Below are 20593 nucleotides of genomic sequence, written 5' to 3'. Positions count from 1 at the left end.
CAAGGATGCGTTCCCCGGGAAAGCGCGATGAACCTTTTTTTATGCCCTGTGCCGGTTGAGGTAGGCGGTACGCTGCTGCACCTGGGCGGGTTGAAGCGGGTCATGCGCTTCGCAGTCGCGCTCCCGGGTGGCGGGGTAATAGCGCGCGGGGTCAGGATCCTGCAGGCAGCGGCCCATGCCCTGGGCGCGCATCTGCTTGTCGGTGCGGTCGTGCTGGACACGTTCCTTGACGGTGAAGCGACGGCAGCCGATGCAGTTGGTCGGCATGGCGGTCACTCCGCACTGGCGCCGTTGCGCAACGTCACGGCGACGTGCAGGCCGTACCGGGCAAGGGCTTCCAGTTTCAGCGGGGCCATGTTGGGCACGCGCATGTTGAGGATGGTGCGTTCGCACTCCTTGTCGCCATGCATGATGCCGGCCGCCTTGAGTTGTTTTTTGAACACGATGGCTGACTTCACCGGCATGCCGTTCCACTTGTCACGAAGGTGCAGGGACGTGGCCAGGTGGTCGATGATGTGGGACGTGCGGATCATCAGGCATTCCACGTTCTCATGCTTGCCAATCTGGTATGGGTGCTTGAAGCGGCCGGCGTCGATTTCCGACAGCACGGTTTCCATGATCCAGACCCATGGCGAGCGATCGGAATCCGACTCCGTCATGTGGGCGTTCATCTCCGCGACCAGGTCCTTGCCGAAGTCGCCTTCCATGTTGTCCATGCCGGCGAAGTCGGCCAGGTATCGCCACGCCAGCAGCACGGCAGCGTAGTTGCCGGCCATGCGCTTGGCGCCGTCGTCGGATGCGCTGGCCCGGCTGTTGCGCAGGCAGTAGTCGAACAGGGCCTGATGCTTGGCCAGCACGTCCTTACGGTCCAGCTCGGCCAGGTACTGCAGCCACTGGCGCACGGGGAAGCGCGGCAGGTCGACCGGCATGAGCGGCCCGCGTTTGCCCGTCAGGTCGGTGCGCACAATCTTGCCCAGCAGGCTGCGCACAGGGGTGTCCTCGCCGGCAAGCATGACCGGCGCCGACAGCAGGAAGGGCGTCATGGCGGTGCCGCGCTTGGTGACGGTGTAGTTGTAGCTTTCTTGCAACAGTCCGACGGCCTTGTCGATCACGTCCTGGCGGCGGGCGCTCAGTTCTTCCCAGCCTACGGGGTGGCTGGTGTGGCTGATGCTGGTGAGCAAACGGAACTCGGTCTCGAGACTCTGGCCAGAAAACATCGTGAAGCCCAGGGTACGCTCCAGTCGCTTGATGAGGGTCGACTTGCCCGCGCCTTTGTCGGCCTGGACCGTGATGTGCGGCCAGAACCCCAGCAGGGCCTTGAGGTGCCCGCCCAGGGCCCAGACCAGGGGGATCGTGGCGGCGTTGCGGTGGAAGGTGCTTTGATAGGCGCGGATCACGGTGGCGGCGTCCTGCTGCGGGCCGGACGGGAAGGTCAGGTTGTAATACGGACACTGCTTTTCCGGATCCGTGAAGTAGCAGTCCGGGCCCTCGTTGACCGCCAGCCGGCCGTCGAGCCAGGCGAGGCCGACGAAGTTGGCTGCGTTGCGTGCGCCCAGGTGCGCGGTGCGCTCCAGGATGGTCAGCATGCGCGAGAAGCGCTTGGGTTCGAAGATCGGCCCGAACTGCCCCCACTGCGCCAGGTTGTGGACTTGCTTGTCGGCCATGACTTCGCGCACGAGCTGGGCGCGGTGGCGCGGCGTCTGCACGGTCACGGCGAAGTAGACGTTGGGGGAGTGATCCGGATCCCCGGTCATGGTCGACGTCGGGCTGGCGACGGCAACCCGGCTGAACGAGGCCACGCGGAAGCCGCACAGGTCGGTGTAGGTCGGGGTCTTCTCGCCGTCGTCGCCTTTCTCGTCCATGTTCTGGATGAACGTGGAAAAGTCGGGCTTGACCCTGTACCGATAGTATTGGGCGAAGTCGTGGGCAGGAAGGTAGACCCGGGGCTTGCCCTTGCGGGTGTCGTCGCCGGCCAGGCCGGGGATCAACCAGGTCTCCAGCGTGTCCAGCGCCTTGGCGAGCTGGACGGCGCCGTGCTCCTGCAGGTAGTCGTTGGCGTCGTTGATGACGTCGCCGTCGAATTCCTTGCCCTTCATCCATTTGGCCTGGTCGACGATCAGCGCGCTGATGTTCAGCGCGGTCAGGATCTCGTAAAGCTTCCATGCGGTGTTCGGCCCTGGGCGCTGGCCCGCGAGGCGGTGTTCGGCCGGGAAGGGCTCGTCGTTATCCATGCAGATGATGACCTGCTTGCCGCGCAGGAAGGTCCAGTCGATCAGCTCGGCATTGTTCAGGCCGCGCAGGGCAAAAGCCGCCCAGGTCGGCTTGTCGGCGGTGTCGACGGACAGGGCGTTGATCGCGCTTTCGACGATTGCCACGTTCTGGGCGCGCTCCAGCTTGCGCGGGTCGGCCGTCCAGCCGATCCCGTCCTTGTCGCCCTGGCTTTGGGTCTTGTAGCCGCCGTTCAGCACGGGATCAACGTAGCGCAGGTCGACGCCGGCGACGCGCTTGGTTCCCGGGTAGTAGGAGATGAAGGCGGCGGCCGGGCCGCCGTGGCCCTGCTCGCCGGGCTTCACCTTCGGGCTGGTCCAGGTGTTGAAGCCCAGCGTGTTGGCCCGCAGCGCAGTGCCGATCGCCGCCTCGCTGATGCCGCGGCTCATCAAGTAGTCCTTGACCTGGTCCTTGTCCATCAGGGACCGCTTGGCGATGCTTTCGGCCAGGGTTGCGGGCTGGCGGGGCTCGTCGGCCTTGTCCGGCGTGCTGTACGGAATGGAGAACATTTCATGCAGGATCCGCATGGCCTCGCTGACGCCGCACCCGTGGTAGTAGCACACCAGGTCGATGCAGGATCCGCCCTCGCCGCTGCTCCAGTCCTTCCAGCCAGTCCCGTGTTCCCGGTCGTCGACGAAGATGGATAGGGAAGGGCTCTTGTCCTTGTGGTGCGGGGAGTGGTACAGGGCTTTGCCCTTGCCGGGGTCCTGTCCCGGCCCCAGGCGGAGGCCCAGGCGGCTGGCCAGGTCGTGCAGGTCAATGGTGCGTTTCAGGTCGTCTATCGAGGCCATTTATTAGGGCTTTCGGTTTTTCTCTAGTGCGTAGGCATGAGCAAACCCTTGCCGCAGCGCGGATGCGCGGCGGCGGGTGCTTTCTTCTTGGAATCGGTCAGACCGCCGAGCGCGGCGGCGATAGCTTGGCCTGCTCGACCAGCAGCGTCAGGTCGGCGGCAAGGAGAACGACCGGATTGCCGCGGTCGTCGGTCATGAACAGGGTGAAGCTGGTGGTGCGGGTGCAGTCGATCTGGGCCTTGCTGTTACGGGACAGCAGCTCGCCCATGGCCTGCAGCGTGGCGGTGCGCGCGGTCTCTGCCGAAACGTAAGCGGTGGCCACCAGGTGGTCGACGCACCGTTCGACCAGCAGATCCCGGTCGCGGCTCAGGTGTTCATCTTCATGGTCCCGCAGGTAGGTCAGTGCGCTGCAGGCGAGGGCTGGGGTAGACATAGGCTTCATTCCGTAGATTCGGTCTATACAGGCAACAGCATCTGTTGCATCACGCGTTCCTTGATGTGCTGGGACATCGGCACGCGCACGGCCGTGTTGGGCTTACCGGATGGGGAGAGGCCACGCACGATTTCCAGGGAGGTGACGTACGTATAGCCGCACTCCACGTCGGTGCACTGGTAGGTGATTTCGCGCATGGTTGCCGTCTTTTCCTGGCTGCTGCGTGCAACAGCGCGGGATTTGCAATGCGGACAACGGATAATGATTCGCAGGCTCATGATGAATATGTCGGTAATTGGAAAGACGCCCCCCGTCCTTGCATTTACTGACCTTGGTGGTTGATTTCCCTACTATTCAGATAGGTTTTCATGCCCAGCCGGTAGATAATTCCTGCCATCGACTGTTTGCTGCGGTACTCGTCATCAGCGAACTGCTGCAATTTCTGGTTCTCTTCCGCCGTGAGAGGAATTGGGACACGCGTGTCTTGAGGTTTCTTCATGGTGTAGATGTAGTTCTTGCACATTTTGTTTCGCAACGTTACAACATGTAAATAACTGTTGCATTACGCAAAATTCTACGCTCTACTCGCGCATCCGTACAGCACTTCGACCGAAATTTGCAATACACACTCTAAGAATATGGAAAATAACAAACATCAGGTGCACGACATTGTTGAACGAATGAAGCAGGTACTCGGCTTTGAAGCCGACGTTCAGCTCTCGACATACTTCGGCGGTGGCCGGAGTACCGCCGGCGGATGGAAGGCGCGCGGCGTCGTACCGTTCAAGGAATGCCTGTTGTTGGCGGTGCGCCACAACGTCAGCCTGGATTGGCTGGTCCTGGGCCGTGGTTCTCAGGATGCCGCGGAGCATGCTGTAGCGGAGGCCGGCGCGGAAGAAGGCGGCGGTGTTGATGTCGATTCGACGTCGCCCCAGGCGGTCGAGGTGCCAGGCGATGCAGGCATACAAATGCAGCCCGTGGACATTCCTGGCTATGTGGATCTGCCCGTCCTGGATATGGGGCAGTTCGACCTGGACAACCGCGGCTTCGCGTGGAAAGTCCCGTGTTCCTGGCTCGACCAGGAGGGGCTGACGGTTGACGATACGGTCATGGTTCGCGCCGTGGGCGACCCGATGGAGCCGACGATTGTCGATGGCGAGATGGTAGTGGTGGATCGCCGGCCGCGCGACACGGACGGCGTGTTCCTGGTGCGCTTCGGTGACACGGTGCGATTCAAGCGGGTCCAACGTATGGTCGACGGCTCGATCCGGCTGTCGAACGATAACCCGGCCTATATGGTCGACGTGGTAAAGAAGGGCGAGGAAGACAGCATCGAGATAATCGGCTACTGCCACGCCTCTGTGCGATCGGTTCGATAATCCAGCCTCTCCCCCGCGGCGCTTTCCACAAGCGCCGCTATCGCGTCCAGCGCGTCCATTCCTGCCCATTTCATCCCCCTGCGATCAACCCTGTCCCTTCTCGATATGGCGTTTGTGTTTCCGCCAACAGTGACATTAAGGAACTAAAAAGTACTGTATGGGTATACAGTACTTTTTGATGGTGGTTTGCGCAAGTGCAATGCCGCTTTTTCTGATTTAATGTGGCATCATAATGCTATGTTGATGTATAAACGATGTTTTTTATACGTATAGTTAACGTTGCATTATGTAGTTCGGCTGTCTAGCCAGTTGGCGGCGGTTTCCTCCGCATCGTTGTAGGCCTCGACCAGCAGGTGCGCTCGATAGGCATTGGCTGCGGTCGGCAATGCCGGCGCGCACTGCTGCAGGTGCCAAGCCCGATCTTCCTCTCCCAGTCCATTCCACCAGGCGATCCCGGCGGCCTCGTCGGCCACGACCGGGAAGACGCCGCCGCCTACCTCCATGCCGTCGTGCAGCATGCGCAGGTTCCAGCCGCCGCCCAGCTCGTCCGGGCGCGGGTTGATCTCATAGGTATAGGTTTTGTTATCCGCTGCCAGCGCCGCCGCGCGGGTGCTGCCGCGCTCTTCCTCGCCGTCTGCCGAAGCCGCTGACGTCGTCGCCTGCATCCGGCCGAACTCGATCAGGCGCGCGATGAATTGCAAGTCGGCCTGCACGTAGTCGCCGTCGCGCAGCGCGCGGCATCCAATGTCCGTCAGGATCCCGGCCGCGACCAGGTCGCTGGGTAGCTGGTTTAGGTCGATGCCACCGTAGTTAGTGTTTGTGGTGTTCATGCAGTTGTCCTTTCAGGGATAGTGGATTGTTCTCGTTGCCATTTAGTAAAGTCAATCTCGGCGTGGCGCAGGCCCAGTCCCTGGATCTCGACCAGGGCGGTTTCGACCTTGGCGAAGGCCTTCGGGTTCTGGCGCGCGGAGCGGATCACGAACTCATTCCTTCCGCGCAACACGATGGCCCAGCGGCGGCCGTCGAAGCATTCGATGATGGCCCGGGTGACGGCATTGGTGGCGACCAGTGTCTTGGCCGTCTCGATTGTGACGCTATCCATAATTATGTATGCCGTAAAAGTGCAAAGTGTTCGACACTTTATACTAAAGTGTAAAACGGTGGCCAGCGCGATGTAGGGGTCTATTAGACATAATGGCCGTTATGTACCTTCCTGGCGCCGCTCTCTGTAAATCCGGTATTGCAAGGAAATCGCTTGGTAGTAACTGTCGCGCTCGACGGCCAGTGCAAGGGCTTGAAACTTTTCAGGCTCCAACCCTTCCATCAGATCCGGGACGGAGAAGGTTCGCTCGACACCGGTTTCGGTCAGGTCCACGATTTTTGTTGACCTCGCTTCCCAATCGGCATGGGCGACGAACTTGTCCCGTTTTGTTGTGATGAGGTGATGGAGCGCCCGCTGCTCGGCGGTGACGTCCCAGAACCCATCTATCCATAGCTTCGCGTCAGCTTGCCCTGGAGATGTGTTGTATTTGAACGGTCGACAGTACGCCACGATGGCCGCGACTATGAGCGCTTCACGCACCGTTGAGGAAATATCCGCTATCACTTCTTTTTCCAGCGCTTCCAGATTCGTATAGGCGTCAAGGTAGCGCCGGGCATCCTGCATATCCAACATGGTCAGATGCAGCCGGTTCGCGCGTTGATGGTCAGCACTCAATTCAGTCATGGGCTCTCTTTCGCTATGGGCCGCTTCGGTCGGGCTGCGCGCTTCGGCGCTCGACCTGGCCGGAGTTGTTCGTCGTTCCGCGCAATTTGCGGCCGGCGCATGCCTACGCTGAAACACTCTTGCGGGTGGCTCGCCAGCCTCGTCAGCATCGGCGCAGCGCCGCACCTGGTCACATTTCCAACGTTGGAAATCGCAGACAGCGTGAGTGAAAGCACTTGCCGGCGCCGGCACGCTGAAACACTCACACCCGCACTGCCAGTGCGACATTGCGGTTATCCGTAGCGCCGGCGCGATCGTCCGCCCGCCGCTTCCAGCCTTTCCTCTTCCTCGTCCCAGCGCGCGCGCAGCGCCCGCACCTCGTCGGCCAGCCTGGACAGCTCCGGGTCGACCGGCATGCCCGGTTGGGCAGCCGCCAGCATCGCCGCGGTGACGCGCTCGCCCTGCACGCTCAAGTGCAGATCCGGCCGCCAGCTCGGCGTTGTGCCGCCGGCGTCCAGGTGCAGCACGAGGGTGCGCAGCAGTGACCCCATGTGCGAGCGCTCCAGGACCAGCACGCGGTGTTCGGTGAACGGCGACGCCGGCGCCGGCCCGCGCGGCATGTCGGCATAGTGGGTCGGCGTGGCCGGCATGCCGTCCGCGTACACCCAGCGCTCGCCGTCGTAGTAGCCAGGCCACACTGGCTCGCTCGCCTCCGGGTCAAACAGTTGGAAGGTGACGTCGACGTCGGGCAGCTCGGCCGCGTCCTTCCACACCAGGCGTTCGACCAGCGGGCCGCGCCGGCGCTCCAGCTCGAGCACGAATTGGCCCAGCAGCGCGCGCGCATCGGTCGCGTTCACGCCGTGCAGGAAGCCGCGCAGGCCACTGGCGCGCGCCACGTCGACTAGGTCGATGCCGTCGATCATTCGCGCACCTCGGCCAGCAGCTCGGGGTGGCGGTCCAGCAGCCGCAGCAGTTTGACCAGGGACAGCGGCGGTCGGACCTTGCCGTTCTCGTAGCGGGAAAACGCATTGGCGCCGCCGCCGAAGATCACCCCGGCCTCGCGCTGGTCCAGTTTCAGCCGGCGGCGCACGCCCAGGATGAAGGTCGGGTCGACCAGGTCGCGGTCGACCGAACGTTCGAAGGCGCCGATCAGCGCGCTGTAGCGGTCGACGTCGCCCCGGTCGAGCGTGACTTCCCCGCAGGTGCCGCAGAAGTGGCCGGAAATGTCCGGGATCGTCGTCGTCTGGTCCTTATACATATAGGGCACGTCGCGGGTGTCATGCACCGGGGACGGTGCCCCGCAGTTGGGGCAGTTCTTCATTTCACAGCTCCTTGAAAGAAACGATGACCAGGTCATCGATTACGGTCAGCTTCACGTAGAGGGCCACGCCGTCCGCCGTCTCGGCGTGGTAGACGTCCTGCCACACCCGGTGATTCGCATGGGTGGTCATGCTCTTGTAGAAGTCCTGGCTGGTCAGGGTCAGGACCACATCGCACATGCCCTGCAGGGTGTCGATGCCGACGGCGCGGGCGCCTGCGGTCGCGGTAGCGGTTGCCGTCACGCGGCCGGCTTCGACCAGGGCCTTGACGATGTGCAGTTTGCAGTGGGCGGTGTGTTTTTCCATGAGACGTATATTAACCTATCTGCCAAATATTTGGCAATTAGGTTAATGAAAAAGATGTTGCAACCACGCCATGACTGGACGGCTATTTTGTCGTGACGGCCTACTGGCCAGGACAGTTAGGAAAAGTAGGGACAAGGGCAGAGGCATGTCGGTGTCCAATTCTTACCCACACGTCGAATAACGCTATACGAGATGTGCGCGGAAAACCCACCAGAGGATTTGCCCGCGCCGCTCGGGCCCAATACGGGCTGTAACCCTGATACATGGAGCGGGAATGCTTAAGTTGAACAAGATGGCGCGCCAGGCGCGCAAGTGGTCGGCCGTGCTGGCCAACCTGGCGAAGACTGCGTACTACGCGAGCCGCGCGGTGCGGTGGTGGGAGTGGGCCGACGACTGGTTCGGCCGGTGAGGCTATTTGCTGTGCCGGAAGTGGGAGCGGTGGCGGTCGGTGGTCGGGTCGTCACGCATCTCCAGCTCGAGCGCGGATGTGAACCCGCCTTCCCCGATGACGTGACGAACGCGCTTGACCAGCCAAGGCGTCTCGTCGATCTTCGGCTTGAACCCGCTGACGGTGACCGGCAGCTCGGGGAAGATTTCTGCGCGGCCTTGGGCCAGGGTGTAGTCCATGGTGGCCTGGCTGCGGCCGATGCGCTTGGCCTCGGCCTCGGCGGCCGCCTTGGCCTCGGCCTCGTTCGGGTAGATCTCCGGCAGCACCTTGAGATTCTTCTCGCTCTCCCCGCCGACGATCACGTCCTTGGTGGCCCCCTTGGCGCCGCTGTGGTACTGCGCCTTCACGCCGGCGTAGTTCTCCCGCTCCGCGATGTGGTATCGGTGCTGGTCGCCGTCGCGGCGCGCGATCGCCAGGACCTGCAGTTGCCGGCCGCTGGCGGTCTTGCCTTCGCCGATCGGTACGAACAGCAGGTTGCCGTCCTTCACGGTCATGACGGCATCGTAGCGCTTGGCCAGGCGGGCCAGGAAGGCCATGTCGCTCTCGTTGGTCTGGTCGATGTGCGGGATCTGGATCTTGCCCAGGGCGGCCGCCACGGCCGGCTTGAGGCTGTGCGTGGCGGCGATCGCGCCCACGATTGCGCCGATGGTCTTGCCGTGCCAGCTTTTCTCCTTGCGCTCGCCCATGCCTTTGGTCATCGACGCGCTGCGGGCCCGGATGGTGATGATGTCCGGAGCGCCGGAGTGTTCGACCTCGTTGACGGTGAATTTTCCCTTGGACGTGAGTGGTTCCCCCTGCCAGCCGATGGCCACCTCGAGCACGGCGCCGCGCTCCGGGATGTCCAGCCGGTTGTCGTGGTCGTCCAGGGTCAGGTCGAGCGTGTCGGCCTCGTCCTGGCGGCACTCGGTCACGGTCAGGCCCTGCAGGCGCGGCTCGATCCTGCTGGTCAGGTCGCGGCCGTCCAGGGTAATGCGGAAGTCAGCGGTGCGGGTGGCCGTCATGCGTACCCCGCGAAGTCCGAACCGTCCGCCACGTCCCCGATCGGCCCGGCCGCGCTCGACATCGAGACCACCTTGTCGTCGTCGGTGCGGGTAAGCGACAGGGTGAATTCCACGCGCTGCGGCACGCCCTGGCGGTCGTGCAGCGTCTGCCCTTCGTTCATGCTTTCGATCAGGAAGGCGCCGTATACCGTGCCGGCGCCGTCGACGAGCGCGTAGGCGCCGCCGGCGTCAGCCATCTTGCGCAGGTCCAGCAGGGCCGACAGAGCGCCGGTTTGCTCCGGGATCAGGAGGCCCGTGATAGTGATCGTGTCGTCCCCCGGGCCGGTGAACTGGCGCGCATCGCGCGCGCCCACGCGGGAGGTATTGCGGTGCTTCCACTGCGTCTGCCGCTGCAGCTCGTGGAAATTCAACGTGTCCATCCCGAACACGAATTGGTCGAGTGAGAAAAGCATAGTTCCCTTCCTTCCTAGTCGCCCAGGCGCGAGCCGACGCGGGCCTGCTTGTCGCGGTCGCGCTTGTCCAGCTCGGCGCGCACGGCGCGCGCGATCGCTGCGGCGTCCATGCCTGCCTGCGGGTAGATGTTGATGGTGTACGCTGCCGGCGCCGCGGCCGGTGCCGCTCCTGCTGCTGCAGCGCCGGCGCGTGGGCCGCCTGCACCTGGTCCCACCTGCAGCGGTGTGGCCGCTACGGGGGTAAATGCTGTCGTGGCCGCGGTGGCCAGGCCGACGGCCGCGCGCGCAACACGGCCGCGCTCGCTCTCCATGCCGATCGCCGCGCCCTGGCTGATGAACCCGCCCAGCTCCCCGAACACCCGGCTTGGGCTGTGGATGCCTAGCTTTTCCTTGAACCAGCCGATGGCGGCCGAGCCCATGTTGCCGATGGCGTCCTTGACGGCGCCCATGCCGCTGGTGATGCCGTTGACCAGGCCGGAGACCAGGTTGCCGCCGAATTCGGTGAACTTGGCCGGCAACTGGACGCCGAACCAGGACATCAGGATGGCGAAGTTCTGGTACAGGAAATTGCCGATGCCGCTCCAGCCGCCGGCAAACGCGACCTTCACCCGCTCCCACAGGTCGGTGAAGAAGCCGCTGATGGGCCCCCAGTACTTGTAGATCCCATAGGCGGCCAGGCCGATGGCCGTGACGGCCAGGCCAATGGGGTTCATCATCAGCGCGCGGCCGATGAACATGATGGCGGTGCCCACCAGGCGCAGCGCCGCGCCGGCGCCGCCCAGGACCCCAGACAGGATCCCGCCCTGCAGGCCGAGGGCGGTCAGGCCGAACCGGACCGCGGCGAGTGGGCCCAGGACGCTGGCCAGCATCAGCAGCAGGGCGCCGCCGGCGGCCAGGATGATGGCCAGCACGGCGGCGGTCTTCATCAGGCCGCCAGCGAGGCGCGGATTCTCGCGCGCCCAGGCGCCCACGTTCTGGGCCGTCTCGCCCAGCCACTCGGTCGTCGCCTTCAGCTCCGGTGCGATGGTCTCCCCGAAGGCCACCATCGTGTTGGTGAAGGTGCCGCCGGCGGCTTCCCACAGGTTTTTCAGCGTGCCGAGCTGCTGGTTGACGCGCTCCTGCAGGGACGCCTGGGCACTCATCTTGCCTTGCACCTCGCGGTAGCCGTCGACGCCCTTTTCCATCAGCAGGGAGATGACCTGCAAGGTTTCCGCGTCATCCCCGAATACCTCTTTCAGCACGGACAGCCGCTTCTGGGTGGTCAGGCCCTTGAGCTTGTCGAGCTGCTTGAACATGTTGTCCAGGCCGCCGAACTCGCCTTTGCCATTGGTGAAGTCCAGGCGCTGGCCCGGCGCCAGGCTCTTGTTGGCCTTGTCGACCTTCTTCTTGTCCAGGCCCATCTGGAACACCTTCCGGTAGGCGTTGCCCGCGGCTTCGCCGGCCATGCCCGACTGGTCGGCCATGACCAGCAGCGGTGCCAGGGCCTTGGCGCCTTCCAGGCCCTTCATCTTGATCGTATCCATGGCAGGGCCCAGCTTGGCCATGCCGTTGAGCATGTTGTTGTCGTCGACGCCGAGGTAGAACGTCCGCTGGATCACGTCCATCAGACTGAGCATGTCCTTCTCGCTGGTCTTGGTCGCGTCCTGCAGCTTGGCGGCGAATTCGGCCGCCTCGTCCGGCGCCTTCTTCAACTGCACGCCGAGGTAGGCGGTGGCCTCGCCCATGCCGCCCAGGATCGACTGCGCCGAAATGCCCTGGCGGGTCAGCATCGTCATCATGTCCTGGAAGTCGGACGTGGTGCCGGGCAGCTTGTCGCCCATCTTCATGGCCAGGGCGTTGATCTTGGCGAACTCGGGCGGGACGACGGCGCCGGCGCGCATCAGGGCGCCGGACAGTTGGGTGGCGGAGTCCTCGGCCTTGGCGTACTCGCGGACGGGGACCGCCATGGCGGCGCCGGTAGCGGCGCCGGCAGCGGCCGCCCCAGCGCCGTATCCGGCCATCTTGCCGGCGGTGCGCTGGGTCGCCTCCATGCGCGCGCGCGCGTCGTTTAGGCGCCGTTGGCGTGCGGCCAGTTCGCCCAGGGCGCGCTGCTGCCGCTCCAGCTCCGTGGTCGTGGCGCGGACGTTGGCGCGCAGGTCACGCTCGTGCTGGGCGAGCTGGCGGGTGTCGATGCCGGCGCCGGACAGGCGGGCGCGCAGTTGCTGTAGTTGCTGCTGCTGCTGGTCGTGCGTGGTGCGCAGTGCGGCGGCCTCGCGCCGGGCCTGGGCGAAGTCACGCGACATCGCGCGCGTCGGCGCGCCGACGGCGCCGATCTGGCGGGCCAGTGCGTCGACACGGGCCTGGGCGGCCTGCAACTGGTTGGACGTGGCAGCGGCGCCGGTGCGCAGCTCGCGGAAGGACGCCACGTCCTTTTGGGCCCGGTCCAGCTCCTTGAGCCGGTCGCGGGTCGCCTTGATGGACGTGGCGGCGCGGTTGCTGCCGCTCATCATGTTGCGCAGCGGGCCGGTGGCGTTCTGGATCAGATCCAGGACCACGCGTAGTTTCAGGTCATTGGCCATGGTTCAGGTCATTCTTCGGGCGACGGGATGCGGGCCCGTGCCCGCTCCTGCCACTCCATCAGTTCGGGGAGGGTGAGGTCGACCATCGCCTGCAGCGGCCAGTGGAACACGGCGGCGATGTTGGCCATGACTTCCTCTACTCGGTCTGGGATGCCAAGAAATCCGCCATCGCCTTCTTCGGGGCCAAAAAACCAGCGAACTTGTCCCCCATCTGGATCAGGTCGGCCGGATCCATGGCGTGGACTTCGTGGGCGGTCAGGGCCGGCGTGGTGACGCGCGGCAGAACCTTGAGCAGCGCGTCGACGTCGAAGTTGCAGATGGCCTGCAGCGACACGCCGCGCAGCTCGCCGGCGCTCGGCTTGCGCAGGGTGACTTCGGTAATTTCCTGGGTGCCGCGCTTGATCGGGGTGTCCAGCTCGACGGTGTTCGGGTTTTTCTCGTTGCTCATGATGTGGTGTTCTCAGGTAGACGTGGGGATGAAGGCCGCCGGCGCGCGGCGGCCTGGTGGCGGCCTTAGGCCAGGCCGATGGCCTTGCGGTCCTTCTGGGTCAGGTCGACGCCGTTGACCTTCTCGATGCCGTTGAGGATGTCGATTTCGATGACGTCCTCGTTATCGATCGTGAGCTTGTAGTAGCTCAGTTCGGTAGTGACCTTGAAGGTGGTCTCGTCGCCCGGCTTGGCCGTGCCCATGTCGATTTCGCTGTGGCGGCCGCGCGCGGTGATTTCGACCGCCATGGGGTCCGCCTGGTCCGCGGCGCGGTAGGAGCCCACGAAGCGGATCTGGACGCCGTCGTGCGTGGTGACGCCGTACTGCTTGAGGATGTCGCGCATGAGGCCGCCGTAGCTGTGCTCCAGCTGCAGTTTCTCGCCGCCGTTGTCGGTCATCATCGGGCGGTTCATGCCGCCGCCGCGGTATTCCTCCATCTTGCGGGTGAGCTTCGGCAGGGTGACTTCGTTGCACTCGGCGGCGTAGCCAACGCCGTCGATGAAGGTGGCGAAGGTCTTGAGTTGTCGGGGCATGCCCATCGGTGTTTCTCCTTGTTAAATGTGCAATTGTTACGCTGCGACCTGGGCGGCGAAGTCCATGAGGAATTCGTCGGTGTAGTTCTGCTCCAGGGTCAGGTCTTCCAGCGGCGGCACGGGGGTGTACGAATAGGCGATGCGCAGCTTGCCGGCCTTGAGGGTGTCCGCCGAGTTGTTGTCGCTGTACCAGGCGCGGCCGCCGATCAGGTAGCCCTTGCCGACCATGTCGCGGATCTTTGCGTTGATGGTCTCGATGATGTCGCGGGGCAGCGCCGGGGTCATCGGCTTGTCGATCGCCCACATCTGGCCGTCGGCCATCGTGTCCGCCATGACCTGGGCGGTGCGGGTCGCGCTTTCGAATTCGAACTGCGGGTCGTCGGAACAGGTGCGCGAGCCCCAGAAACGGAAGCCGTTCGAACGGATCAGCGTGGTGATGTCGTGCGCGTTCAGGTAGCCGGCATCGGTGGCCGGATCCTGCAGGTCCCAGAACACGTCAGCCGAGATGCCGGTCGGGCCGTTGACGGCGACGTTGGACAGGGTCTTGTGCCAGCCGACCTCCTGGTCGATCTTGGCGCGCAGGCCCAGCGCGAAGGCGACGGCCGGCACGACCTGGTCTTTGTTCTTGGTGGTGTCCCATTGGATGAACTCGGGCCAGATCACCATCAGCTCGCGCGCACCGAACTGCTCGCGGTAGGCGACCACTTCCTCCTTGGTCTTGCAGCCGAAGGCGAAGACGTACGCGAAGCCGCGCAGCTTCTGGGCGATGGCGGCCAGCTCCGTGGCCACGGCCTCGCTGTCCAGGCCTGGCGCGCCGAGAATGCGCGGTTTCACGCCCAGCTGCGACTCCGCCGCCAGCAGCGCCCGCAGGCCGGTGTACTTGCCGTCCGCGGTCGTGCCGCCGATGACGTTGGACGCGGTTGCCGCGGCATCGGCGCCTTCTTCGACACGGACCACGATGGTAAAGGGCTTGGTCTGCAGGCCGATCGCGTTGAGCGTGGTGCGCAGGGTGCCCAGGACGCCGGCCTTGGCCTGGGCTGCGACCACGTCGGTCAGCAGCACCGGGGTATTGAGAGGGAAGGCGACCGGGTCCGCGTCGGATGCGGTGCAGACCACGCCGATCACTGCAGTGGAAACGGTGCGCACCGGGCGCGAGCCGTTGTTTTTTTCGATGACCCGTACGCCGTGGTGGTACTCGTCAGCCATAGTTGGATGCTCCTGGTTGGTGAAAAGGGGAGGCCGGGGGGCGGCCGGTTCGATTGAATGAATCGTGGGTGACAGGATGGCCCGTGCGCGCGCGAAGCGCACTCGGCAGCGGATGTGCCCGCTGCGGGCACATAAAGAAACGGCCACCAGGTGGTGGCCGTGCATCGGATCAGGTGCCCGCGGACTTACTGCAGTGGTCCTTGTCGAGCCAGCCCAGGAGCCGGCACAGGACGCAACCCCACACCTCGTTTTCCTTCCAGGCCCGGTTGGCGCGGCTGCTGATGGTCTCGTCGGGATTGCCGCCGGTGGTGGCATTGGCGAGCTGGTCATAGCCGATGGCAATGGTCCACGCGCGATCGCTTCCTGCCAGGATGGCGAATAACATCCACGTGGTGGCTAGGACATGTGCCAGTTGGCAGGCCACGAGGATGACCAGTAAGCCCAGACGTTTGCCCACAAACCTGACGGCGCGGCGGATCATCGGGCTGGGCCGGCAATAATCGCGGCGACGCGGCCGGATGCGTCCTGTTGGTTCACGATCCCCGTTTCCACGAGCTTGTCGACGGTGTGCCAGATCGCGGCCTGCACGGTTGGATCCGCCAATACCACTTCCGTGGTGCGGGGATCGTCCAGGCGACGCATGAACAATTTGATGCCGTCGTCGGTCTCGCGCAGCTTGTCGATGGCAATCTGTTCGTCCATCGTCCAGAGGAAGTAGAACTCGTTCGGGCCGACAGTGGGAGGGCCTGGCGGCTGCTGGATCAGCCATGCACCGTTCACGAAGCGCAGCGGCTGCGCTGCGTTTTGAGGTGGCTGGATAGTCACGCTGTTGGCAGGTTGGCCGGGACCATCGAAAAGGCCGGTGACGAACCCGGCTGCGTCAAGAATCCATGCTGTCATTATTTCACTCGCACAAACTGTCCGGCGGCGCCGGAAATGTACATGTAGTCGCTCGGAACGGTGCTGTTCGCGTAGTTTTCGATAGAAACCAACGTCACAGTGGAATTGCCGCCGTCCGCGCAGACGAATTGCCCGGCTCCATATGCCAAGTTTCCGTACAGTTGCCCGCTCTTTCGCATACGGAAGGTGACGCCGTCGTGGGAGGTAATGGAGTAGCTGCCCCAGCTGCTGCTGCTCAGGCCGAGAACGATGGTGCCGTCGCCATAAGCCGCACCATAAACAGCTCCGTTCATATTGCTGCCAATATTGCGCGGGGTCCAGTTAATGCCATCTGGAGAAGTCGACAAGGTGTATCCAGTACTTCCCGATGCCGCAACCATGAATTGTCCAAGGCCATAGACCGTAGTAACGGTTCCGGATGGTGTTGCAGCAGGAAGGGTGCGAGCTGTCCAGTTGATGGCGTCAGGGGAGGTCGCTGCAGCAGTGCCATCGCGCGCGACTGCCAACCACGTACCGCCTCCATAGACCACTGCGCCCCAGGTCGTTGTTTCTGGTAGGGTCCGACGCGTCCAGTTGACACCATCGACCGAGGTGTAGCACATGTTGCCGGAAGCGTCGCGGACCAGGACGAATTTTCCGTCACCAAATCCCATAGACCGAATACCAGTGACGCCGACGGTGCCGCGGTACGTCCAAGTAATGCCATCTTTTGAGGTGGCCAGATAGCCTTCGCTCGATACGGCAACAAAGGTCCCATTTCCCCACTTTACCGAGATCCAGTTGCCCAGTGCCGGCAGCGCCGTCTGCAGCCAGGTCCGGCCATCGTAGGATTGCGCACCGATGTTCGTTGTGCTGGTAGAAGTACCCCCCACCATCACATAGGAGCCATTTCCGTACTCGATTGAATTCCATCCGCCGGTTGCCGTGATGTCGACGTTAAGCTTGTTAGCGACCAGGATGCCGTTGCGTGGAAATGCTGCCGACAGCTCCGGATAGGCACTGCGCGACACGACCTCACCCACTGCCTTGTAGGCGTCCCCCGATCGGAAGACGGGAGAAATCCCGCCGATCGGGACCTGATTGACCATGGTGGGGTTTTTCGATTGACTTCCATAACGTCCCATGATTACCCCTTCTCAAAGCCGTGGACGGAGACATCGACCAGCGGACTGGTCGACCAGGCGAACAGCTTGCGTCCTGCGTTCAGGACCAGCGCCGTGCGTTCCAGCGGGGTGCCAGGCTCCACCACGGCGTTGTGCTCCCAGAAGCGCGCACCGGGTATAGCCGACGTTGCGCCGGTGCCGTGCGCGAGAAACACAGCTGCGGGCGCCTGGCCCTTGTTGCAGAAGGAAACGGTGAAGGTAGCGGCGATCGCCGGTGCCTGCACCTCGTAAAGGATCACCTCGTTGGCGCCGTCCAGTTCGGCGCCGCCCAGGTATCCGGCTTTCAAGTTGGCCATGTATGTCCTTTAGTTGGCTAAACGAAAAAATTCTTCTGCCCAGTTGTTCGCTGCCGATTGCGCCAGGCGATCGGCGTTGATGTACTGGGGGTGGGGGTCGGCTGCAGCCAGGTGCGTGGCCATGGCGCCGTCGACAGCGGCCTGGCCCTCGTCGCCGGTCCAGTATTGGGAGTGCGGATCCTGGGCGCGCAGGTGAGCGGCCAGGGCATCGCCCAGCATCGATGTCGCCTCGTCCGAAGTCATGTACTGCGGGTGTGGATCGGCCTTCGCCTCGTGAGCCGCGATCTGGTCCAGCACGGCCTGCAGGGTGGCGTAGGCCTGCGGATCCACGGTCAGGTTGATCGCTGCGGTGCCATGTTCGAAGGCAACGACCATCCGCAGCACGGTCGCGCTCGCGGCGCCGCTGCTCGGCAACGGCTTTTCCAGGTCGGGATAGTTGCCGATCGCCAGAACGGTGCCAGCCGTGCGGCCGCCAACAACGGCCAGCTCGCGGATGGTGTAGCCGCCGCGGTCTTCCGGGATGGCCGCCTCGAGAACGATCCAATTGGCGTGTGCCGGATGCTGCCGGATCGACGAGATCGGCACGATATCCACCTGGTGGACCAAGGCGGTGCGGCCGTCCGGGACGACCTGGGCGCCGTTTCCGTCGCCCACGGCGATGTGCGTAAAGGGCACGGTCTTCTGTGCGGCCAGCGCGCCGGCAAGTTCGGCTTCGCCGGCGGCGGTGGGGAGGGAGTAGTAGGTGCTCATTTCACTTTGGGGTAGATCGTGGTGACGGATGCATGCGTGAACACCATGCCCAGAACCACGCGGGTGCTGGGGCGGGCGATCAGGCGCACGGTGTAGCTGCTGCGCACCGGCTTGACGGCATCGATCTGGGAATTGATCGACTGCAGGTAGTTGGTATCCATGCCTTCGTAGGTCTCGACGTCGACCTGGAAGGTGTAGGGCTTGCCCTCGGGCGCCGTCTGCCACCACTCGACCACTTCGGCCGAGACGCCCAGGGCGTCCAACGCGCGCTTGAGCGCGGCCAGCGTGCCGCGCTGGCGGTGCACCAGGTAGGCCGACCCGATGACGCCTCGTTTCTGGGTTTCGGTCCATGAGTCGTTCCACGGGCTGACAGCCAGCGTGCTGGCCAGCCAGGGCAGCAAGGCCACCGGGCAGGTGTCCGGGTTCATCAGGTCGCGCAGCGGTACCGGCAGCTCGCCAATCCTGGCGCCGACCGCGGCCAGGACGCGATCGAGCTGGGTGGCATTCGGTGGGAGAAGGTCGGCCATGCGCGCTCCTACTCGACCTGGATGGCGGCGCAGTATGGCGCCTCGGTATCGCCGGCGATGACGTCGGCCGCCGGCTCGGCCAGCACGACGCGCTTGATGCCGGCGACGTGCAGGGCCGCGTCGATGCCCGACGTGGCCACCAGGGCGCCGATCTGCCGGCAGCTCTCGACGTAGGCCTGCAGGCGGCGCAGCGCCTCGGCCTTCACCACGGCGCGGTCGGGGCCGTCGAAGAACTCCAGCGCGGCCTGGACGCGATACGGCACCACGGTGGCCGACTGGACCCGTACGTGGTCGGTGAGCGGACGGACGGTCTCGGCGGCCAGGGCGTCCGCTACCTTGTCCAGCAGATCCTGCGGCGCCGTGCCGTCGCCAGCGCGGGCCAGTACCGTCACCAGCACGCGGCCGTCTTCTGGGCTCTTGACGGCCACGTCGCGCACGCCGCCGTCAGCGTTCAGGGCGTGCGACTTGTAGCTGTCGGCCGGGCCGGCTACCGAAAAGCCCAGCGGCGCCAGGAGCGCCCGCTTGCGCAGATCCGCGTCTTCCTCCATGACGGCGGCAATCTCGTTCTCCGGATCCGCCGGCGTGATGACCAGGCGCCGCACGCCGATCAGGGCCACCAGGTTGTCCAGGTCGCCTTTCTGGGCATAGGCCAGCATCACGGCGCGGGCGGCATCGTTGATCCGCTGACGCAGGTTCATCTCGCGGTAGGTGTTCTCCTGCAGCGACACGGTCAACGGTTCCGATTCCAGTTCCAGCGTGGCGGCAATCTCCGCCTGGCGATCGGCCGGGAAGAGGGCGATAGTTGCCGCCTTGCGCTGTGCATACAGGCTCTCGAAGTCGATGACTTCCAGGACGGTCGGTACCGGCAATTGGGACAGGTCAATGGTGTTCATGCTGCAGTACTCCGGTTCAGCGGGACGGTCGTGGCCACCGGCTGGTTGGTCTCCTTGGTCGTGCCTTCGATCACGATCACGGCGCGGCCTGGTTGCGTGGCGTCGACCCGCAGGTCAACCCGGGTCAGCTTCAAGCGCGGCTCCCAGCGCATCAGCGCTGTGGCAGTGGCGGCGAACAGGCGCAAGCGCGTGGCCGGGTTCAGCGGTGCGTCGACCAGGTCCTGCAGGTCGGAACCGAACTCCCGGCGCGCGATGCGCGAGCCCCGCGGGGTCGTGAGGATCCGTGCGATCGACTGGCACAGGTGCGCCACGCCGGCGATCGTGCGTCCCGTGGTGTGGTCCATGCCGCGCATCAGTACGGGGCCCCCACTGGCTTGCCATCACCCTGCTCCATGTGGTGGTGGCCGATCAGGCTGACGGCGCCCGCCTTGACGTCCGCCGGCGTCTTGATGTCCTTGCCGGCGGCGATCGCGCCGTCGACCTGCAGGTCGCCGGACAGCTCGGTGCGCGGGGCGTCGACCTTCACCAGCTCGCTGGCCACGATCGTGGCCGTAGTCGTATGGATCTCGACGGAGCCCGGGGCGACCAGGTACACGGTGCCGCCATCGGGCAGGGACGCGGTCAGGGCATGCGTGGCATGGTCGTACTTGATGACCGCGCCGTCCGGATAGGCGCGGGTGTGCGTGGCCGGGTTGTCATCCGGCGCCGGGATGTCCTCGGCGTACAGGCCGCGCAGGGCCACGGCGTTGGCCGGGTCGCCGCTCGGGCACAGCAGCAGGACCGGCTCCCCGACCGTGGGCGGGTTCCAGTCGCGCGTCTCGCCGGCGGCGCCGGCTAGCCAGGGGATCCAGTTGGTTTGAAGCTCGCCGCTCTGCACGCGGCAGGTCGGGGTAGGGCCCTGGTGGTTGACTGCCATGATCCTGCCCTTGCGTACCAGGTTCAGGATGAGGCGGAGTAGGTCGTTGGTGTTCATTCCGCCATGGTGCGGCCCGCGCGCGCGCGATGCACCTGGTGGCTGATGTGCCCGCTGTGGGCACATCGGCAGGTCATCGCTACGCGCGCGAGGCCTGCGGAAAATGGTGTCGTTGCCTGCGTCACTGCCGACGCGGCCTTACCTTGGAATGGAACTATCGTGAACGTAGTGAGCATGACCGACCCGGCGCCGGCGCCGGCGCCCC

30 protein-coding genes are annotated in these 20593 nt (G+C 64.6%); 2 read left to right on the top strand and 28 right to left on the bottom strand.

The window, feature by feature from the left end:
• Window positions 1–39: 39 nt before the first annotated feature.
• The 5 genes from QPK32_RS25185 to QPK32_RS25165 form a co-directional block, all read right to left on the bottom strand.
• On the bottom strand, window positions 40–267 hold the full coding sequence (locus tag QPK32_RS25185; RefSeq protein WP_290415533.1) for a hypothetical protein: 228 nt from the start codon (window positions 265–267) through the stop codon (window positions 40–42).
• A gap of 5 nt (window positions 268–272) precedes the next feature.
• Window positions 273–3059 (bottom strand): toprim domain-containing protein, encoded by a 2787-nt coding sequence (locus QPK32_RS25180; protein WP_290415532.1) that lies wholly within the window; start codon window positions 3057–3059, stop codon window positions 273–275.
• A 97-nt stretch (window positions 3060–3156) separates the two neighbouring features.
• Entirely contained in the window at window positions 3157–3492 is a 336-nt protein-coding gene (locus QPK32_RS25175) for a hypothetical protein (protein ID WP_290415531.1), read from the bottom strand.
• Between the two features lie 23 nt (window positions 3493–3515).
• On the bottom strand, window positions 3516–3770 hold the full coding sequence (locus tag QPK32_RS25170) for an ogr/Delta-like zinc finger family protein (RefSeq protein WP_374046787.1): 255 nt from the start codon (window positions 3768–3770) through the stop codon (window positions 3516–3518).
• Window positions 3771–3814: 44 nt separating this feature from the next.
• Complete coding sequence (locus QPK32_RS25165) at window positions 3815–3991, bottom strand: hypothetical protein (protein ID WP_290415530.1); 177 nt, start codon at window positions 3989–3991, stop codon at window positions 3815–3817.
• Window positions 3992–4130: 139 nt separating this feature from the next.
• Between QPK32_RS25165 and QPK32_RS25160 the strand changes: the two genes are divergently transcribed.
• Window positions 4131–4871 (top strand): LexA family transcriptional regulator, encoded by a 741-nt coding sequence (locus QPK32_RS25160; RefSeq protein WP_290415529.1) that lies wholly within the window; start codon window positions 4131–4133, stop codon window positions 4869–4871.
• A gap of 284 nt (window positions 4872–5155) precedes the next feature.
• Here QPK32_RS25160 and QPK32_RS25155 read toward each other — a convergent pair whose 3' ends face one another.
• From QPK32_RS25155 to QPK32_RS25130, 6 genes are all read right to left on the bottom strand, one after another.
• Window positions 5156–5701 carry a hypothetical protein gene (locus tag QPK32_RS25155; RefSeq protein ID WP_290415528.1) on the bottom strand — a complete coding sequence of 182 codons (546 nt, stop codon included), beginning with the start codon at window positions 5699–5701 and terminating at the stop codon, window positions 5156–5158.
• Window positions 5698–5973, bottom strand: coding sequence for a hypothetical protein (locus QPK32_RS25150; protein WP_290415527.1), 276 nt, complete (start codon window positions 5971–5973; stop codon window positions 5698–5700). Before QPK32_RS25150 ends, QPK32_RS25155 begins: the two co-directional genes overlap by 4 nt.
• A 99-nt stretch (window positions 5974–6072) precedes the next feature.
• Window positions 6073–6597 carry a hypothetical protein gene (locus tag QPK32_RS25145; RefSeq protein WP_290415526.1) on the bottom strand — a complete coding sequence of 175 codons (525 nt, stop codon included), beginning with the start codon at window positions 6595–6597 and terminating at the stop codon, window positions 6073–6075.
• A gap of 272 nt (window positions 6598–6869) precedes the next feature.
• A complete protein-coding gene (locus QPK32_RS25140; RefSeq protein ID WP_290415525.1) occupies window positions 6870–7499 on the bottom strand; it encodes a hypothetical protein in 630 nt (209 codons plus the stop codon).
• Complete coding sequence (locus tag QPK32_RS25135; RefSeq protein ID WP_290415524.1) at window positions 7496–7897, bottom strand: type II TA system antitoxin MqsA family protein; 402 nt, start codon at window positions 7895–7897, stop codon at window positions 7496–7498. The genes QPK32_RS25140 and QPK32_RS25135 overlap by 4 nt, the downstream gene beginning before the upstream one ends.
• A 1-nt stretch (window position 7898) precedes the next feature.
• Window positions 7899–8201, bottom strand: coding sequence for a type II toxin-antitoxin system MqsR family toxin (locus tag QPK32_RS25130; RefSeq protein ID WP_290415523.1), 303 nt, complete (start codon window positions 8199–8201; stop codon window positions 7899–7901).
• Between the two features lie 274 nt (window positions 8202–8475).
• On the opposite strand from QPK32_RS25130, the gene QPK32_RS25125 reads away from it, so the two are divergent.
• A complete protein-coding gene (locus tag QPK32_RS25125; RefSeq protein WP_290415522.1) occupies window positions 8476–8610 on the top strand; it encodes a hypothetical protein in 135 nt (44 codons plus the stop codon).
• 2 nt (window positions 8611–8612) lie between these two features.
• On the opposite strand, the gene QPK32_RS25120 is transcribed toward QPK32_RS25125, so the two are convergent.
• The 17 genes from QPK32_RS25120 to QPK32_RS25040 all read right to left on the bottom strand — a co-directional run.
• Window positions 8613–9650, bottom strand: coding sequence for a phage late control D family protein (locus QPK32_RS25120; RefSeq protein WP_290415521.1), 1038 nt, complete (start codon window positions 9648–9650; stop codon window positions 8613–8615).
• A complete protein-coding gene (locus tag QPK32_RS25115; protein ID WP_290415520.1) occupies window positions 9647–10102 on the bottom strand; it encodes a phage tail protein in 456 nt (151 codons plus the stop codon). The genes QPK32_RS25120 and QPK32_RS25115 overlap by 4 nt, the downstream gene beginning before the upstream one ends.
• A gap of 14 nt (window positions 10103–10116) precedes the next feature.
• Window positions 10117–12660, bottom strand: coding sequence for a phage tail tape measure protein (locus QPK32_RS25110; protein WP_290415519.1), 2544 nt, complete (start codon window positions 12658–12660; stop codon window positions 10117–10119).
• A gap of 8 nt (window positions 12661–12668) precedes the next feature.
• A complete protein-coding gene (locus QPK32_RS25105) occupies window positions 12669–12788 on the bottom strand; it encodes a GpE family phage tail protein (protein WP_290415518.1) in 120 nt (39 codons plus the stop codon).
• An 8-nt stretch (window positions 12789–12796) separates the two neighbouring features.
• Window positions 12797–13108 carry a phage tail assembly protein gene (locus QPK32_RS25100; protein WP_290415517.1) on the bottom strand — a complete coding sequence of 104 codons (312 nt, stop codon included), beginning with the start codon at window positions 13106–13108 and terminating at the stop codon, window positions 12797–12799.
• 65 nt (window positions 13109–13173) lie between these two features.
• Window positions 13174–13686 carry a phage major tail tube protein gene (locus tag QPK32_RS25095; protein ID WP_290415516.1) on the bottom strand — a complete coding sequence of 171 codons (513 nt, stop codon included), beginning with the start codon at window positions 13684–13686 and terminating at the stop codon, window positions 13174–13176.
• Between the two features lie 30 nt (window positions 13687–13716).
• The gene (locus QPK32_RS25090; protein WP_290415515.1) at window positions 13717–14886 is read right to left on the bottom strand and encodes a phage tail sheath protein; all 1170 of its coding nucleotides are present in this window, start codon (window positions 14884–14886) and stop codon (window positions 13717–13719) included.
• A gap of 169 nt (window positions 14887–15055) precedes the next feature.
• Window positions 15056–15367 carry a hypothetical protein gene (locus tag QPK32_RS25085; protein ID WP_290415514.1) on the bottom strand — a complete coding sequence of 104 codons (312 nt, stop codon included), beginning with the start codon at window positions 15365–15367 and terminating at the stop codon, window positions 15056–15058.
• The gene (locus tag QPK32_RS25080; RefSeq protein ID WP_290415513.1) at window positions 15364–15786 is read right to left on the bottom strand and encodes a hypothetical protein; all 423 of its coding nucleotides are present in this window, start codon (window positions 15784–15786) and stop codon (window positions 15364–15366) included. Before QPK32_RS25080 ends, QPK32_RS25085 begins: the two co-directional genes overlap by 4 nt.
• A complete protein-coding gene (locus QPK32_RS25075) occupies window positions 15786–16910 on the bottom strand; it encodes a hypothetical protein (RefSeq protein WP_290415512.1) in 1125 nt (374 codons plus the stop codon). The genes QPK32_RS25080 and QPK32_RS25075 overlap by 1 nt, the downstream gene beginning before the upstream one ends.
• A 2-nt stretch (window positions 16911–16912) precedes the next feature.
• On the bottom strand, window positions 16913–17245 hold the full coding sequence (locus tag QPK32_RS25070) for a hypothetical protein (RefSeq protein ID WP_290415511.1): 333 nt from the start codon (window positions 17243–17245) through the stop codon (window positions 16913–16915).
• 9 nt (window positions 17246–17254) lie between these two features.
• Window positions 17255–17995, bottom strand: a complete 741-nt coding sequence (locus tag QPK32_RS25065) for a phage tail protein (RefSeq protein ID WP_290415510.1) — start codon at window positions 17993–17995, stop codon at window positions 17255–17257.
• Complete coding sequence (locus tag QPK32_RS25060) at window positions 17992–18522, bottom strand: phage tail protein I (RefSeq protein ID WP_290415509.1); 531 nt, start codon at window positions 18520–18522, stop codon at window positions 17992–17994. Before QPK32_RS25060 ends, QPK32_RS25065 begins: the two co-directional genes overlap by 4 nt.
• A gap of 8 nt (window positions 18523–18530) precedes the next feature.
• The gene (locus QPK32_RS25055) at window positions 18531–19415 is read right to left on the bottom strand and encodes a baseplate J/gp47 family protein (protein ID WP_290415508.1); all 885 of its coding nucleotides are present in this window, start codon (window positions 19413–19415) and stop codon (window positions 18531–18533) included.
• Entirely contained in the window at window positions 19412–19768 is a 357-nt protein-coding gene (locus tag QPK32_RS25050; RefSeq protein ID WP_290415507.1) for a GPW/gp25 family protein, read from the bottom strand. Before QPK32_RS25050 ends, QPK32_RS25055 begins: the two co-directional genes overlap by 4 nt.
• Window positions 19768–20388, bottom strand: a complete 621-nt coding sequence (locus QPK32_RS25045; RefSeq protein ID WP_290415506.1) for a phage baseplate assembly protein V — start codon at window positions 20386–20388, stop codon at window positions 19768–19770. The genes QPK32_RS25050 and QPK32_RS25045 overlap by 1 nt, the downstream gene beginning before the upstream one ends.
• Window positions 20385–20593 (bottom strand): hypothetical protein (locus QPK32_RS25040; RefSeq protein ID WP_290415505.1); only part of this gene is annotated, 209 nt, incomplete at its 5' end. The genes QPK32_RS25045 and QPK32_RS25040, both read right to left, overlap by 4 nt.

It is taken from the genome of Massilia sp. YIM B02763, from assembly GCF_030412015.1.
Classification (GTDB): domain Bacteria; phylum Pseudomonadota; class Gammaproteobacteria; order Burkholderiales; family Burkholderiaceae_D; genus Telluria.
The sequence above is the reverse complement of the archived record's forward strand: the minus strand, read 5'-3'. Positions and strand labels throughout refer to the sequence as shown.